At 39.3% G+C, this 15,635-nt stretch carries 15 protein-coding genes; 9 read left to right on the top strand and 6 right to left on the bottom strand.

The genetic code is table 11. The annotated features are described in order from the left end of the window. The first annotated feature begins 33 nt into the window (after positions 1-33). The 9 genes from WNY98_RS16690 to WNY98_RS16650 all read left to right on the top strand — a co-directional run bounded on the left by WNY98_RS16690 (position 34) and on the right by WNY98_RS16650 (position 10,617). Positions 34-1,287: a DUF3644 domain-containing protein gene (locus tag WNY98_RS16690; protein WP_342878439.1), complete on the top strand. Its 1,254-nt coding sequence runs from the start codon at positions 34-36 to the stop codon at positions 1,285-1,287. A gap of 29 nt (positions 1,288-1,316) precedes the next feature. Then, the gene (locus tag WNY98_RS16685; RefSeq protein ID WP_342878438.1) at positions 1,317-2,045 is read left to right on the top strand and encodes an SIMPL domain-containing protein; all 729 of its coding nucleotides are present in this window, start codon (positions 1,317-1,319) and stop codon (positions 2,043-2,045) included. A gap of 344 nt (positions 2,046-2,389) precedes the next feature. Then, positions 2,390-3,052 carry a peroxiredoxin-like family protein gene (locus tag WNY98_RS16680; protein ID WP_342875833.1) on the top strand — a complete coding sequence of 221 codons (663 nt, stop codon included), beginning with the start codon at positions 2,390-2,392 and terminating at the stop codon, positions 3,050-3,052. Positions 3,053-3,229: 177 nt separating this feature from the next. Then, on the top strand, positions 3,230-4,246 hold the full coding sequence (gene epd / locus WNY98_RS16675; protein ID WP_024598978.1) for an erythrose-4-phosphate dehydrogenase: 1,017 nt from the start codon (positions 3,230-3,232) through the stop codon (positions 4,244-4,246). Between the two features lie 64 nt (positions 4,247-4,310). Next, positions 4,311-5,486, top strand: a complete 1,176-nt coding sequence (locus tag WNY98_RS16670) for a phosphoglycerate kinase (RefSeq protein ID WP_024598977.1) — start codon at positions 4,311-4,313, stop codon at positions 5,484-5,486. A gap of 200 nt (positions 5,487-5,686) precedes the next feature. Further along, a complete protein-coding gene (gene fba, locus WNY98_RS16665) occupies positions 5,687-6,751 on the top strand; it encodes a class II fructose-bisphosphate aldolase (RefSeq protein WP_007587174.1) in 1,065 nt (354 codons plus the stop codon). Positions 6,752-7,470: 719 nt separating this feature from the next. Beyond that, positions 7,471-8,160: a phosphate regulon transcriptional regulator PhoB gene (gene phoB / locus WNY98_RS16660; protein WP_006791869.1), complete on the top strand. Its 690-nt coding sequence runs from the start codon at positions 7,471-7,473 to the stop codon at positions 8,158-8,160. Between the two features lie 65 nt (positions 8,161-8,225). Then, on the top strand, positions 8,226-9,533 hold the full coding sequence (phoR, locus tag WNY98_RS16655; protein ID WP_024598976.1) for a phosphate regulon sensor histidine kinase PhoR: 1,308 nt from the start codon (positions 8,226-8,228) through the stop codon (positions 9,531-9,533). A 115-nt stretch (positions 9,534-9,648) separates the two neighbouring features. Next, positions 9,649-10,617: a phosphate ABC transporter substrate-binding protein PstS family protein gene (locus tag WNY98_RS16650; RefSeq protein WP_024598975.1), complete on the top strand. Its 969-nt coding sequence runs from the start codon at positions 9,649-9,651 to the stop codon at positions 10,615-10,617. A 70-nt stretch (positions 10,618-10,687) separates the two neighbouring features. Here the strand turns inward: WNY98_RS16650 and WNY98_RS16645 are convergent, their stop codons facing one another. From WNY98_RS16645 to gluQRS, 6 genes are all read right to left on the bottom strand, one after another. Further along, positions 10,688-10,924: a hypothetical protein gene (locus WNY98_RS16645; RefSeq protein WP_024598974.1), complete on the bottom strand. Its 237-nt coding sequence runs from the start codon at positions 10,922-10,924 to the stop codon at positions 10,688-10,690. Positions 10,925-10,957: 33 nt separating this feature from the next. Next, positions 10,958-11,806: a pantoate--beta-alanine ligase gene (gene panC / locus WNY98_RS16640; RefSeq protein WP_024603833.1), complete on the bottom strand. Its 849-nt coding sequence runs from the start codon at positions 11,804-11,806 to the stop codon at positions 10,958-10,960. Then, positions 11,806-12,600, bottom strand: coding sequence for a 3-methyl-2-oxobutanoate hydroxymethyltransferase (panB, locus tag WNY98_RS16635; protein WP_007587166.1), 795 nt, complete (start codon positions 12,598-12,600; stop codon positions 11,806-11,808). The genes panC and panB overlap by 1 nt, the downstream gene beginning before the upstream one ends. A 30-nt stretch (positions 12,601-12,630) precedes the next feature. Further along, positions 12,631-13,116: a 2-amino-4-hydroxy-6-hydroxymethyldihydropteridine diphosphokinase gene (gene folK, locus WNY98_RS16630; protein WP_342878437.1), complete on the bottom strand. Its 486-nt coding sequence runs from the start codon at positions 13,114-13,116 to the stop codon at positions 12,631-12,633. 4 nt (positions 13,117-13,120) lie between these two features. Next, positions 13,121-14,464 (bottom strand): polynucleotide adenylyltransferase PcnB, encoded by a 1,344-nt coding sequence (gene pcnB, locus WNY98_RS16625; RefSeq protein ID WP_253188823.1) that lies wholly within the window; start codon positions 14,462-14,464, stop codon positions 13,121-13,123. A gap of 216 nt (positions 14,465-14,680) precedes the next feature. Next, the gene (gene gluQRS, locus WNY98_RS16620) at positions 14,681-15,625 is read right to left on the bottom strand and encodes a tRNA glutamyl-Q(34) synthetase GluQRS (protein ID WP_342878436.1); all 945 of its coding nucleotides are present in this window, start codon (positions 15,623-15,625) and stop codon (positions 14,681-14,683) included. Positions 15,626-15,635 lie beyond the last annotated feature (10 nt).

Here is a 15,635-nt window from a genome sequence, read left to right as displayed (position 1 = left end):
TCATAAATAGAAAACGCAGATGGAATAGCGAAGATGAATAAATACGAAAAAGTTGATTTAGCTTATAATTTTCTTATTGAAAAAGAAAAAGAGAGTGAAGCTTTTACTGTACTTCAATTAATGGAAGCAACGGAGTGGAAGGCTGACACATGTAGAACATATTTATCTAAACGCTGGTATCAATATCTAGAAAAAGATGGAGAGCAGTATTCAAGTTCCGGAATAGCTTTTTTAAGTAAAAATGAATTTAGAGCGGTTCATAGCCAAAAGTTACAACAAGTAATTGATCATTCAGTAAAAGGAATATTACTTCACAAGGCTAAAGAGTTCGCGTTGCTTGCCGTATCAACTTATAACAATCCCTATACTGAATTTAAAACTTATGGGTTTATAGTAAATATAGTAATTGCTTACACATCGCTTATGCATGCCATATTTGAGAAGAAAGGAATTGATTATTTCCATAAAGATGCAAATGGAAGAACGATTTTTATCGATGGTGAAGAAAAGTCATGGGAATTGAGAGAGTGCATCGATGGGTATTGGCAGGGATTTGAAGCTCCAGAAAAAGCGAATATAAAATTTCTGATCGGGTTAAGAAATAAAATAGAACATCGAAGCTTACCTGCTATTGATTTAGCCGTGAGTGGTGAATGTCAGTCAGCATTAAGTAATTTCGAAACAATACTAGTTGAAGAGTTTGGAGATGAGCATGCTTTAACTGCAAGTCTTGCGATTGCAATGCAATTAACAAGAATTTCCGAACAAGCTCAGATAGATGCTTTGAAACAGCTTCAAAAAGATAATTACAAAGTTGTTCGCCGATATATGGAAACATATCGAAATGATCTAAACGATGATGTAGTTCAAAGTCAAAAATATAGGGTTCGAGCCTTTTTGGTTCCTAAACTAGGAAATCATGCAAAGTCAGCAGATATGGCTATAGAGTTTATTAACGTAAATAAGTTAAGTGAGCAAGAGTTAGAAAACTACGAACAAGGTGTTGCATTTATTAAAGGGGTCGAAAATCCTTTTAAGTTAAGACCAAGTAAAGTTGTAGATCTTGTTTCTAAAAAAATCCCTTTCTTTAATATAGCTTTACATACTAAATGTTGGAAATTTTATGATGCAAGACCACGTGGTGAGCAAAGAGATTTTAAAGGTGAATTTTCAGGTTTTGTAGAAGGTTTTGAAGGTTATTTGTATTCATTGTATTGGAGTAAATTTTTAATAGAAGAATTAAAAAAACCAGAAGTCCTATCACTCGTTAAACAACAAGCGATTTGATAATAAATTATTGCTATTCAAGGACGATCATGAAACTCATCACTGCCATTTTCTTAACCTTATTCCCACTTATCACTTTTGCTAATTCAAGCTTACCTACAAGCCGTCAAATTTCGGTTCAAGGGACTGCAGAGGTGATTGCCAATCCTGATATCGCTAAAATACTATTTCAAATTATAAGTATTAAAAACGAACCTTTAGCAGCTAAGAACGATCTTGATAATAAAGTTAATTTACTAATTGACGGACTAAATCAATTTGAAATAACTGCCGATGATGTAGTTGCCTCAAGTGTTAAAGTTGAAAAAACGGGTATGGATTACATTGAAACAGGGCATCAAGCTCCCGCTGAATACGCAGCTATAAGGACCTTTGAAGTAACACTAAAAAACATTGAAAGAGTGAATGATTTAAGTGATTTTTTATTGAATTTAAAAGTAAATGCGATTCAAAATACTGAGTTTTTATCTTCAAAAGCTGAGCTGTTACAAGCACAAGCCACACAACAAGCACTTAATAACGCAAAAGAAAAAGCAAATGTACTTGCTAAGTCCTTTGGTACAAAAGTGGGTGAAGTACGCACTATTAGCTCAACTCAAAAAAGCGTTTACAGTGGCTTTGGTGCAGCGGTTAAAAAAATAGATAGAGTAAATCCAATGAGCGATTCATTTCCTAAAGCTCGCAAAAATTATTTACAGCAAACGATAAGCTTTAAATCATCAATAAACGTGGTGTTTGATTTAGAGGTAAATGATTAAGTTAGGGCGTGTTTTTCTTTCGATGTTGAATTTGCAGCGGTATGTTTGGTATTAAAGCAAGGCAGAGCCTATGCTGTGTGGTTATTCCACATAAGTAGGCGATAACACAGCATAAATACCAAACATGCGCTGCCCTTTGGGTTCGTCCTAGGGACAATTCACTCTTTGTTGCTCGGTTTTTACTTAGCCCATTAGGTTTCAAACCTCGCGCCGCGATTAAATAGCCCCTAGATAGAACAAATTTAACCCCGAATGGTCAACACGCCCCAAAATTTTCATTTCAAATACATTTTCATAATGTAAGCTGGCTTTAAGTTTTTGATTAATTTAAAGGTAGCCATATTATGAGCGATGAAAATAACACGTTAAAAGCACAAACTGAGGCAAAAATAGCAGCAGGGCGTAAAGGTAATCCTGATTTTATGAAAGGTGTTGATGAAACGATTGCACAGGCAAAAGCGTTTCAACAAGGTGCTAATGCACTTGATTTAAACCAAAGCGCACCAAGTTTTGAGTTACCAAATCAACATGGTCAATCGGTGCAGTTAACCGAGTTACTTGCTAAAGGGCCTGTAGTTGTTACTTTTTATCGTGGTAGTTGGTGTCCGTACTGCAATTTACAGCTCAAAGCGCTTCAAGCACGCTTGCCTGAAATTCATGCGTTAGGCGCACAATTGGTGGCTATTAGCCCGCAAGTACCCGATGGCTCACTTAGTGATGATGAAATAAGTAACATGGATTTTTTAGTACTGAGTGATCAAAATGCCGATGTAGCAGCAAGCTACGGCGTAGCATGGCAAGTACCTACATTTTTACTAGAGCATATGCGAGTAGACCGAGGCCTAGATTTAGAGTCGGTTAATAATGGCAATAGTCGTGTTTTACCGATCCCTGCCACCTTTGTTTTAGATGAACAAGGTAAAGTGACTTGGCGTTATGTTGATGTTGATTACCGTACTCGTTCTGAGCCAGAAGATATAATTAACGCATTAAAAAATTTAGTATAAAAACTTAATTTAAAAAGTCAGAACCATCAAAGAGCTTGCAATGCGTAAGCTCTTTAACCTTAATTTAAAGTTTCTAATGCTACCCTCTTATAATAATGCTCAAGGTCGATTACAATACAGCCATCTAAAAGGCGTATTGCCTTTATCTGCACGCTAAAAGAGTGGATTTTATATTTCATGGCAATCAAACTTGCAATTAATGGTTTTGGTCGTATTGGTCGAAATATTGTCCGCGCGTTATACGAGTCTGGTTTGAGCGACGATATAAAAATTGTTGCGATTAACGAACTTGCTGATCCTGAAGCTATTGCTCATTTATTAAAATACGACACATCCCACGGTCGTTTTTCTTTTCCTGTAAAACTTGGTGAAGACACCATTAGTGTTGCAGGCGATACCATTGCACTTTTTTGTGAAGAAAACCCAATTGAATTACCTTGGCAAACGCTCGATGTAGACGTTGTACTTGAATGTACGGGTGTTTATCACTCGCGTGAACATGCGCAGTTACATATTACTGCAGGCGCTAAAAAGGTGTTGTTTTCACACCCGGCTGATAACGATGTTGATGCTACGATTGTGTATGGCATTAACGACGACGAGCTTAAACGCGAGCACACAATTGTGTCTAACGGCTCGTGTACAACTAACTGTGTTGTGCCGGTTATTAAAGTATTAGATGATGCATTTGGTATTGAGTCGGGCGCTATTACAACGATTCATGCGTCGATGAACGATCAACAAGTGATTGATGGTTATCATCATGATTTACGCCGTACTCGCGCTGCAAGCCAATCAATTATTCCAGTTGATACAAAGCTCGCCCGTGGTATAGACCGTATTTTACCTAAATTTAAAGGCCGTTTTGAAGCCATCGCCGTACGTGTTCCTACTATAAATGTAACGGCAATGGATTTAAGTGTAACGGTTAATACCGATGTAGATTTAAACGCAGTAAATAACGCACTTAAAGCACAAGCAAAAGACCGCTTAGAAGGTATTTTAAGTTATACCGAAGAGCCGCTTGTATCGGTTGATTTTAATCACGACCCACATTCTTGTATTATTGATGGCACACAAACACGTGTTAGTCACAAACGACTGATAAAGCTATTGGTATGGTGTGATAACGAATGGGGTTTTGCTAATCGCATGCTCGACACAGCGCGTGCTATGATGGCAGTGAATAAGTAATTTATTAATATAATAATTTTAAACGTATTTTTCAGGTTCAGTATCGTTAACTAAGGAGATGTTCATGTCGGTCATAAAAATGGCAGATTTAGATTTAAACGGCAAACGCGTATTAATTCGTGAAGATTTAAATGTACCAGTTAAAGCAGGTAAAGTGACGTCAGATGCGCGTATTCGTGCAGCACTACCTACTATTAAATTAGCGCTTGAGATGGGTGCTAAAGTAATGGTTATGTCACACCTTGGCCGTCCTACGGAAGGGGAATATGATGAAGAGTTTTCGCTAGCACCTGTCGCTGATTACTTAAACGATGCCCTTGAGCAAACTGTACGTTTAGAAAAAGATTACCTAAACGGTGTTGATATTGCTGATAACGAAGTTGTTGTTTTTGAAAATGTGCGCTTTAACAAAGGCGAGAAGAAAAACGACGAAGCCTTATCTAAGCAACTTGCAGCACTGTGTGATGTATATGTAATGGATGCATTTGGTACGGCTCATCGTGCACAAGCATCTACCCATGGCGTTGGCTTATTTGCTGATGTGGCATGTGCAGGTCCATTGTTATCAGCTGAGCTAGAAGCGTTAGGCAAAGCACTTGATAACCCAGCGCGTCCATTAGTAGCGATTGTTGGTGGTTCTAAAGTATCTACTAAGCTAACCGTTTTAGATTCACTTTCTAAAATTGTTGACCAATTAGTTACTGGCGGCGGTATTGCAAATACCTTTATTGCTGCATCAGGTAGCCCAGTTGGTAAATCGCTTTACGAACCTGATTTAATGGATGAAGCGAACCGTTTATGTGCAGCAGCGATTGCTAATAATGGTGAAATTCCGGTACCGACTGACGTAGTTGTTGGTAATGAGTTTTCTGAATCTGCTGTAGCTACGCTTAAAGATGTAAGCGAAGTGACAAGCGACGATATGATTTTTGATATTGGTCCTGATACAGCGAGCAAGCTTGCAAAAATTATTGCAAATGCGGGCACTGTTGTATGGAATGGCCCTGTTGGCGTGTTTGAGTTTGACCAATTTGGTAATGGCACACGTGCTATTGCACAAGCAATTGCTAACTCAAATGCATTTTCGATTGCGGGTGGTGGTGATACCCTAGCCGCAATTGATAAATACGGCATTGCCGATAAAGTTTCTTATATTTCTACTGGTGGTGGTGCGTTCTTAGAGTTTTTAGAAGGCAAAAAACTTCCAGCAGTTGAAATGCTAGAGTCGCGCGCTAAGTAATTTTAGTAGCGTAAGGTGAGGGTTAATAGCCCTCACCGACAATTAATTATTAAATACCTCTCACCCTAATTTAATAGTTAATTTAGACGGAATATTACTGCAAAGCAGTGGTTTTTCGTGGCGTTGTTATAACGCCAAACTAACACATCCGTTCAAACTAGATGGTAGGGAACTACTGTCGATAAATTGGAGAATACCCAATGGCTTTAATCAGTATGCGACAACTTTTAGATCATGCAGCAGAGCATGGTTACGGCGTACCTGCTTTTAACGTTAACAATCAAGAGCAAATGCGCGCAATAATGGAAGCGGCTGACAAAACAAACAGCCCAGTAATCGTTCAGGGATCAGCTGGTGCACGTGCTTATGCTGGTGCTCCATTTATTCGTCATATGATTTTAGCAGCCGTTGAAGAATGGCCACATATCCCCGTTGTTATGCACCAAGATCACGGCACATCGCCAGGTGTATGTCAGCGTTCAATTCAGCTTGGTTTTTCATCAGTAATGATGGATGGCTCGTTAATGAGCGACGGTAAAACCCCTTCAAGCTACGAATACAATGTAGAAGTAACGCGCGAAACTGTTGCTATGGCGCATGCCTGTGGCGTATCGGTTGAAGGCGAGCTAGGTGTGCTTGGTTCACTAGAAACAGGTGAAGCTGGCGAAGAAGATGGTGTTGGCGCAGAAGGGTTACTAACCACTGAGCAAATGCTAACAGATCCTGAAGAAGCGGCTGACTTTGTAAATAAAACACACGTTGATGCACTTGCAATTGCCTGTGGTACTTCACACGGTGCTTATAAATTTACTCGCCCACCAACCGATGACATTTTAGCGATTGATCGTATTAAAGCGATTCATGCGCGTATTCCTAACACGCATTTAGTGATGCATGGTTCGTCTTCTGTTCCACAAGAATGGTTAGAAATTATTAATCAGTATGGTGGCGAAATTCCAGAAACTTATGGTGTGCCGGTTGAACAGATTGTTGAAGGCATTAAGTTTGGTGTTCGTAAGGTAAATATTGATACCGATTTACGTTTAGCATCTACCGGTGCAATTCGCCGTCATATGGCGCTAAACCCATCTAATTTCGATCCACGTAAATACCTAGCTGAAGCAACTAAAGCAATGACAGAGATTTGTGTTGCACGCTATAACTCGTTTGGTACTTCTGGTCAGGCTAGTAAAATTAAGCCAATTTCACTTGATGAAATGCACCTTAAATACTTAAGCGGCGAACTTGATCCTAAAATTAGATAATAAATCTATTTTAAAATAAATAGTTTAAAAGCCAGTAACCCAGTTGCTGGCTTTTTTAATGCCAGTCCTTTTATATTACGGCTTCTATTGATCAGATCACTGTATTACCAACACCTTACTTTGGGATCACGCATTTACTAACACAGCCTTTTCGGATCATTACTTTACTAAGCCAAATACACTTTTGCGCTATTTTAGGCTCTGAGATAATTTGATCGTTATTTATTTGTACAAACAATCAACAGCTTATGGCTTTGACTAGGTACAACTCTGATCTGAGAGTAGATCGGCTTGGTAAAAATCTGATCCTTTATTTGGGGCTTAGTAAAATTTAGATCTATTTTTAAACGTATTGATTGTTACACAGGCGGGTTTGTTAATTTTAAAATAGCTTTAAAGTTACTTTTAAACGATCGATCTGTAAAAAAGTATTGGTTAGTAAAACAATGATCCCAGCTAATTTTGTATTATTTAATGATTTAACTAGCGACAAAAAGTAGATAATTTCAAAAATTAGCTATTTTATAAATTTATCGTAAATCTCTAATTATTACGTTAAATATTAAAAAAGTTTTAAAAATATGACGTTAATGAGGTTTTTTGTCACTAATTTGTGTTTTTTTTACCACCATTTTAATTTACACGTTACACTTTCATAAAAATGTCATACTTAGTCATAATAATGAAAACTAATTCGATAGCGTAAGAGATAAATTGGAATGTCACGTAAAGTACTAGTCGTAGATGACGAAGCTCCTATCAGGGAGATGTTGGTTTTTGTTTTAGAGCAAAATGGATTTCAAGCAATTGAAGCAGAAGATTACGACTCTGCTATTGCAGCTATGGTTGAACCTTACCCAGATATGGTTTTACTTGATTGGATGTTACCAGGTGGAAGCGGTATTCAAATTGCTAAAAAGTTTAAGCAAAACGAACACACCCGCCAAATCCCAATTATTATGCTTACAGCCCGTGGCGAAGAAGAAGACAAAGTACGCGGCCTTGAAGTAGGTGCTGACGATTACGTCACTAAGCCATTTTCTCCTAAAGAGCTTATGGCACGTATTAAAGCGGTTATTCGCCGTGTATCGCCAACCTCATTAGAAGAGGCTATTGAAGTACATGGCCTGCGTTTAGATCCTATTTCGCATCGTGTTACCTCAGAAGGTAACGAGCTTGATATGGGGCCAACCGAATTTAGATTACTGCACTTTTTTATGACCCACCCAGAGCGTGTTTATAGTCGTGAACAACTGCTTGATCATGTATGGGGAACTAACGTTTACGTAGAAGATCGCACGGTTGATGTGCACATTCGTCGCCTACGTAAAGCAATTGGCCCACTTGGACACGACCGTTTAGTGCAAACTGTACGTGGTGCTGGGTATCGTTTTTCAAGTAAGCTGTGATCAGCTTAAAGCTTAGCTAATGTGTGAAATATGCATGTATTACTACTCTAAGGTAAAGTGAGTGTATGTATCGAGTTGTTAATAAGCAGGCGTTAGTAAAGCGCCTGTTTATCTATTTTTTACCCTTACTATTAATTGGTGTGCTGGTTGGCGCGCCATTTTTGCTTTTATTTTTAGGATCTTTTTCCCTCCTTATTTGGCACTACCATCAACTTTATCGTTTGAGCGATTGGCTACTTAATCAACGTAGCTTTAATCCACCAGAGGGCGAGGGTGCATGGGAGCAAGTGTTTGAAGGTATTTATCATCTGCAGCACCGTAATCGTAAAAAACGTAATGAGCTTGCTGATTTAATTCGTCGCTTTCGCGATGGAGCTGAAGCAGTACCTGATGCGGTTGTGGTATTACAAAACGATTTAAGTATTGTGTGGTGTAATCAATTAGCGCTTAAAGTGCTTGGCCTGCAGTGGCCAACCGATCATGGTCAGCGTCTTGATAATTTAATTCGCGAACCTAAGTTTGCTAAATACATGCACAAAGGCGAATTTGATGATGCGCTTGAGCTGGATAATGGTCATAGCGTTGAGCAAGTACTAGAATTTAGGGTAATGCCTTATGCAAGCACGCAACTTATGGTTGTTGTGCGTGATGTAACGCGCTTAAAACAGCTAGAACAGATGCGTAAAGACTTTGTAGCCAATGTGTCACATGAACTACGTACGCCGCTTACAGTGGTTACAGGGTATCTTGAGATGATGGAAGGTGACATGATGCCGCCGCCAGCAATGTGGAACAAAGCGCAAAATACCATGCTTGAACAATGTAAGCGCATGGATAGCTTAGTCAGCCAGTTACTATCGCTTTCACGTATTGAGGGTGCACGGCGTCAAGACAACGATAAAGCTATAAACGTACCGCAATTACTTGGTTATATTCACACTGAAGCAAATTCAATTAACCAAGACAAAGGCCATGAGCTTATTTTTAATATTGATAAAACCCTTGATATTAAAGGCTCTGAGGATGAACTGCGTAGTGCGTTTTCTAATTTAGTATTTAACGCGATTCATTACACAAAACCCGGTGGCAAAGTGGAAGTATGTTGGCAGCGAAAAAACAATAAAGCATGTTTTAGTGTTACCGATAATGGTGATGGTATTGCGCCTGAGCATATTAACCGTTTAACTGAGCGTTTTTATCGTGTTGATAAAGCCCGCAGCAGAACAACAGGTGGCTCAGGTTTAGGGCTTGCGATTACAAAACATGTACTAACGCGCCACGATAGTAAATTAAATATTAGTAGTGAAGTTAACAAAGGTTCGTGTTTTTCTTTTGAATTTTCAATAGATAAGATAGTTTCGCTAGCTAAGTAATTAGGCTGAAAAGCAAAGTCATAAAAGTGTCATTTAAGAGTAATGTAACTGTCATGTACTCACTTTAGAGTGGGCAGCAGTTAGAAAATGGGACGAACAAACCGGAGAACCCTACATGAAATTTAAAAACTTAGTTGCCGCAATGGGTGTGGCTGTTACAACTTTCGTATCTGCACAAGCAGTTGCTTTAGACCAAGATATTCCTGAGTATCAAAAAATTAGTGGTGTTTCAGGTAACTTCTCATCAGTAGGTTCTGACACTTTAGCCAACATGATGACGTTCTGGGCTGAAGAGTACAAACGTATTTACCCAAATGTAAATATTCAAATTCAAGCGGCAGGTTCTTCTACTGCGCCACCGGCACTTACCGAAGGTACAGCTAACCTAGGTCCAATGAGCCGTAAAATGAAATCTAAAGAAATCGAAGCGTTCGAAAAACGTTACGGTTACAAACCAACAGAAGTACGTGTAGCTATTGATGCACTTGCAGTATTTGTACATAAAGATAATCCAATTGAAGGTCTTCGTATTGACCAAGTAGATGCGATTTTTTCATCTACTCGTAAATGTGGCGCATCAGAGCAAGTTAACCGTTGGAGCGATGTTGGTTTAACAGGTGACTGGGCAGCTAAAGATGTTCAACTTTACGGACGTAACTCAGTATCAGGTACTTACGGTTACTTTAAAAAGAAAGCACTGTGTAAAGGTGATTTCCGTAATAACGTAAATGAGCAACCAGGCTCTGCATCGGTAGTACAGTCAATTTCATCTTCATTAAATGCAATTGGTTACTCTGGTATCGGTTATAAAACATCGGGCGTACGTACAGTACCGCTTGCTAAAAAAGGCGATAACTTTGTTGATGCAACACTTGATAACGTTGCACAAGGTAAATATCCGCTATCGCGCTTTTTATATGTTTATGTGAATAAACACCCGAATAAGCCGCTATCACCTATGGAAGAACAATTTTTAAGAATGGTACTTTCAAAAGATGGTCAGCAAATTGTAGAAAAAGATGGTTATGTACCTCTTTCTGCAAAGCTAGTAAAAACAGAACTTAAAAAGCTTGGTTTAAATTAATAAACTATAAGCAATAAAAAACCGCTCATTGAGCGGTTTTTTTGTGTCTAAAACTAAAAACTTTAAGGAATTAAATATTACCTAATTTTTCGGCTTGTACTTTACACTGATTGTAGCTCTCAACACATTTACCAGAGCATACTTGTTGCTTTAAGCTATCAGCTGTTGTTTGCTGTTCACATGTACTTTCACATTGGTAATTTTGTTGAGCACACTGGTTCATTTCAGGGTTTTCAACTTGGTTTTGGCAACCTACTAATAGTGCAAAAGTAAGGGCGACTACGCTTGTTTTTATTAAAGTGTGCATGCTTCTTATCCTTAAAATGGAGTCGCAATAATATTAAATTTCGACTTGAATATTGTCGATCAATCTAACACCACCAAAATAGGCTGCGGCTAAAATAACAAATTGAGTATCTTCGATTGTAGCAGTTTTTAATGTATCTCGTTGAGCAATCTCAAAATAGTCTGGCTTTAGGCCTGCTTGCTCTAAACTTTGTTTAGCTAAGCTTTCAAGTTTTACGAAGTCTTTTTCGCCACTTTTAAGTTGCTCAGCGCATGTATTAAGTGCTTTGAATAATACGGTTGCTGTCGCTTTTTGCTCGTTCGATAAGTAACCATTACGGGAGCTCATAGCAAGGCCAGAAACTTCTCGCATTGTAGGTACACCAATAACTTCAACCGGAATTGATAAGTCGCGTGCCATGGTTTTAATTACTTGCAGTTGCTGAAAATCTTTTTCACCAAAGCAGGCGTAGTCTGGTTGTACAAGGTTGAATAACTTAGTCACTATTGTAGCAACGCCTCTGAAGTGGCCAGGACGTGAGCCACCGCAATAGCCTAATGAAATATCAGGCACATCTACAAAGCTTTGTGCACCAAGTCCATTTGGATAGATTGTATCTACACTTGGAGTAAACACAATATCAGTGCCTAGTTCAGCAAGGCCTTGCTTGTCTTCATTTAGCGTACGAGGATAGTTATCTAAATCTTCGTTAGCACCAAATTGCATTGGGTTAACAAAAATACTCACAACGACTTTATCGGCTAAGTTTTTTGCTTTTTCTACTAGCGAAAAATGCCCACGGTGCAAGTTGCCCATCGTTGGCACAAGTGCCACGCTAAGACCAGCTTGGCGCCATGCTTTAATTTGACTACGTAACGATCTAATTTCAGTAATTGACTGCATTATTTAAACTCGTGTTCAGCGCTTGGAAATGCGCCATTTTTAACGTCTGTACAATACTTTTGAACGGCTGCAGGCATATTGCCTGTTTCGAGCAAAAAGTTTTTAGAAAATTTAGGAATGTAACCTGCGGAAATACCAACAAGGTCATGCATTACCAGTATTTGGCCATCAGTTAGGCTACCAGCACCAATACCAATAGTTGGGATACTTAGAGCGTCTGTAATGCGTTTAGCCAATGCACTTGGAATACATTCAAGTACTAATAATTGTGCGCCAGCGGCTTCTAGGGCTTTTGCATCATCAATCATTTTTTGTGCTTTGTCTTCTTCGCGACCTTGTATTTTAAAGCCACCAAATACATGTACTGACTGTGGTGTAAGGCCTAAATGCCCACAAACTGGAATACCTTGTTGAGTAAGCGTTTTAATGCTCTCGTAAAGCCATTCTCCGCCTTCAAGCTTAATCATGTTTGCGCCAGCGCGCATAAGTTCAGCTGCATTTTTACAAGTATCACTTACGCTTGAGTAGGTCATAAACGGTAAGTCAGCAATTACAAATAATTCGCGACTACCGGCGCGTACACAGCGGGTATGATATGCAATATCTTGATTGGTTACGCCAAGGGTGTCATCGCCGCCTTGTAGTACCATACCCAAAGAGTCACCCACTAAAATAACTTCAACGCCGTTATCATGAAATAACTTTGCAAAACTAGCGTCGTAGGCTGTTAATGCAGTAATTTTGTTATTTTCTGCTTTCATTTTATTTAAAGTAGAAACGGTTATTTTAGACATAATATCCTCGCAGGCAAAAGCCTAGGTTAATTACAGAGGTAATTGTTGTAAGTCGTTGAGCGGTAAATTACTTGCAATGGTTTTTAATGCAACGCCGCTAGGTAAAATAAGTTCAGGTGCAAGCTCTAATAGCGGATAAACCACAAACTCGCGATCACTTAAACCATAATGAGGCACGGTTAAGCGCGCCGTATTTATAATTTTATCACCAAATAATAGAGTATCTATATCAAGAGTGCGTGGACCCCAACGCTCAGCTTTTCTTACTCGACCATGCTCAAGCTCAATGCTTTGTGTTAAATCAAGCAATTGCTCTGGCTTAAGGGTCGTTTTAATACACGCTACTGCATTGATATAGTCAGGTTGATCTTGTGGGCCCATAGGCTTACTAGCATAGTAATGCGATACGCTTATAAATTCACAATTGGGCAGCTTTTTAAGCGCGATTACCGCGTTATCAAGCTGCTCTTTTGGTGAGTTTAGGTTGGCACCTAAACCCAAATAAACACAATGCATGTTATTACTCAGCTGGCTTTTTAGTAGGTCGACGGCGTCTTCGCGGCTTAGGACCACCTTGATGACCTAAGTTTTTAACCATCTCTTTTTGGCCGTTTATATCTTGGCCTAAGTATTGTGTCCACCACTGGGCAAGCTCAGTATGCTGTGTTTCGCCTGCGTCTACGCGTAAGAGTAAAAAGTCGTAGGCGGCTTTGAAGCGAGGTTGCTGCGTTAGTCTGTAAGCACGTTGGCCTGCGCGTTTATCTAAGCGGTGCTGAATATGCCAAATATCGCGGGCGCCTAGAGTAAAGCGTTTAGGAACCGCAATGTGTTGTGAGTTATCGCTGAGTACTTTATTCATTGCTTGTGCGAAAGCGTCGTATTCTGCAAGTTGCTCTTGGCTTTGAATCTTTTTAGTACGTTCAAGCAGCGGAAACCAAAGTAGTGCGGCAAAAATAAACGCGGGTGTTACTTTTTTATCAGCATTAATGCGCTTGTCAGTATTTTGAAACATTTGCTGAATAAGCGTGTGTTCTAGGCCACTTGGGTTTTTATCTAAGATTTTATCAAGCTCAGGAAACAGTGAGCGGAATAAGCCGTATTTACGCAGCATTAAAAAGTTAGCTTCGGCCTTGCCGTTTAAAAACAGCTTAAGAATTTCTTCAAATAAACGTGCTGGCGGAATGTTATCAAGCAAACTTGCAAGCTCGCTAATTGGCTTTTCACTTTTAGGCGCAATGCTCATATCAAGTTTAGTAGCAAAGCGAACTGCACGTAACATACGAACAGGGTCTTCGCGGTAACGCGTTTCAGGGTCGCCGATTAGCTCAATTTGTTTAGCTTTAATTGCCGCTAAGCCGTTGGCGTAATCGTGAATACTAAAATCTTTGATTGAGTAATAAAGTGCATTGATTGAAAAGTCGCGGCGTTCTGCATCTTCTTCAATACTGCCAAATACGTTGTCACGTAGTAATTGGCCTTCATCGCTTGATTGGCTTATTTGGTTTTTGTCTTCTTGCGCTTCGTGATGGCCACGCATAGTCGCCACTTCAATAATTTCACGGCCAAATACAATATGTGCTAAGCGAAAGCGACGGCCAATAAGGCGACAGTTTCTAAATAGTTTTTTTACTTGATCTGGCGTTGCGTTAGTAACTACGTCAAAATCTTTTGGCTGTTGGCCTAACAATATATCGCGAATACAACCACCAACAAGGTAGGCATCGTAGCCACCGTCTTTTAAGCGGTATAATACTTTGATTGCATTTGGGCTAAATTGTTTGCGAGAAATACCATGCTCACCACGAGTGACAACAATAGGTTCACTGCTTACAGAAGCGCTTTCGGCACTGGTATTCGGGCCGATTATTTGTCGGCAAAATTGAAAAAGCTTGGAAATAATAGTCTGTCTCCTAGAAGGTGTGATTGACTCTGCATCGCAATCAAAAGTTACAGCAAATAAGGCGGTTATAGCCCAGTACTAGCTGTTTGACGTAATTAGCATATATTTAGGCGGCTATCATATACCAGCAGGGTTTAAAAATTAAGTTGATGTGTTGAAATTAAGCCGTTTTTAGCTATTTTATTTACTTAAATGTGTAAATTGGACTTTCTGACTACGTGGATGCTGAGAAATTTGTATTTCGGATACTTGTGGTACCTGTTTTAAGCTAAAGTTTTTAATTCCCCAAGCGATTAATTGTTCAATATTTAAATCGATTAAATCAGCTATAACAGGCAACCCTAAAAACTCAAATGCACTAATTAAAGCAGGCTTTGGATTTTGTTTGCTAATGGCGGGAGCATAGTTTTGTTTAGACAATTTGAAACCAGGCTTGGCAACCGCTAAAGGTAAATGAGCAAATTCAGGCACAGGGCTATTTAGTTGTTTAAACAAACTAATTTGCCTTGCGGTTGGCTCAATTAAATCAGCGCCTCTTACAATTCGATTAATCCCTTGATCAATATCATCGACGACCACAACAAGTTGATATGCAAATAAATCATCGCTGCGCTTAATTAAGTAATCTTCATGGGAAAGGGCGCTATTTACTGTTATATCACCTTGAATTAAATCATTAAATTGAGTAGTTGGATGTTGCTGAACTAAGCGAAGCGCACCGGACTCCGTATTATGGCTAAGTGCTTGGCAATACCCTTGATAAATACCGCCAATGGCTTTTATTTGTTTGCGAGTACAAGTGCAACCATAAACAAGCTTTTGTTTTAAAAGTGAGCGGGTAATATCTTGGTATAAAGGCAGACGCTGCGTTTGATACACAACAGTTTCGTCCCAGTGAAGGGCGTAGGCATGTAAGGTATTCAGAATATCGGAGTCGGCGTTTTTAACCACGCGCGTAGTGTCAATGTCTTCTATACGAACTAACCAATCTCCTTGGTTAGCTTTTGCATCTAGATAACTACCCACAGCCGCTACAAGTGAGCCAAAATGTAATGGCCCAGAAGGAGACGGTGCAAAACGACCGCGATATTTACGCATAGGCGCAGTAACGGCTGTAGGAGACATAACTAATTAA

This window comes from Pseudoalteromonas sp. AS71, assembly GCF_038900275.1.
Classification (GTDB): domain Bacteria; phylum Pseudomonadota; class Gammaproteobacteria; order Enterobacterales; family Alteromonadaceae; genus Pseudoalteromonas.
Note: the sequence above shows the minus strand (reverse complement) of the source record. Positions and strands in the feature narration are given on the sequence as shown.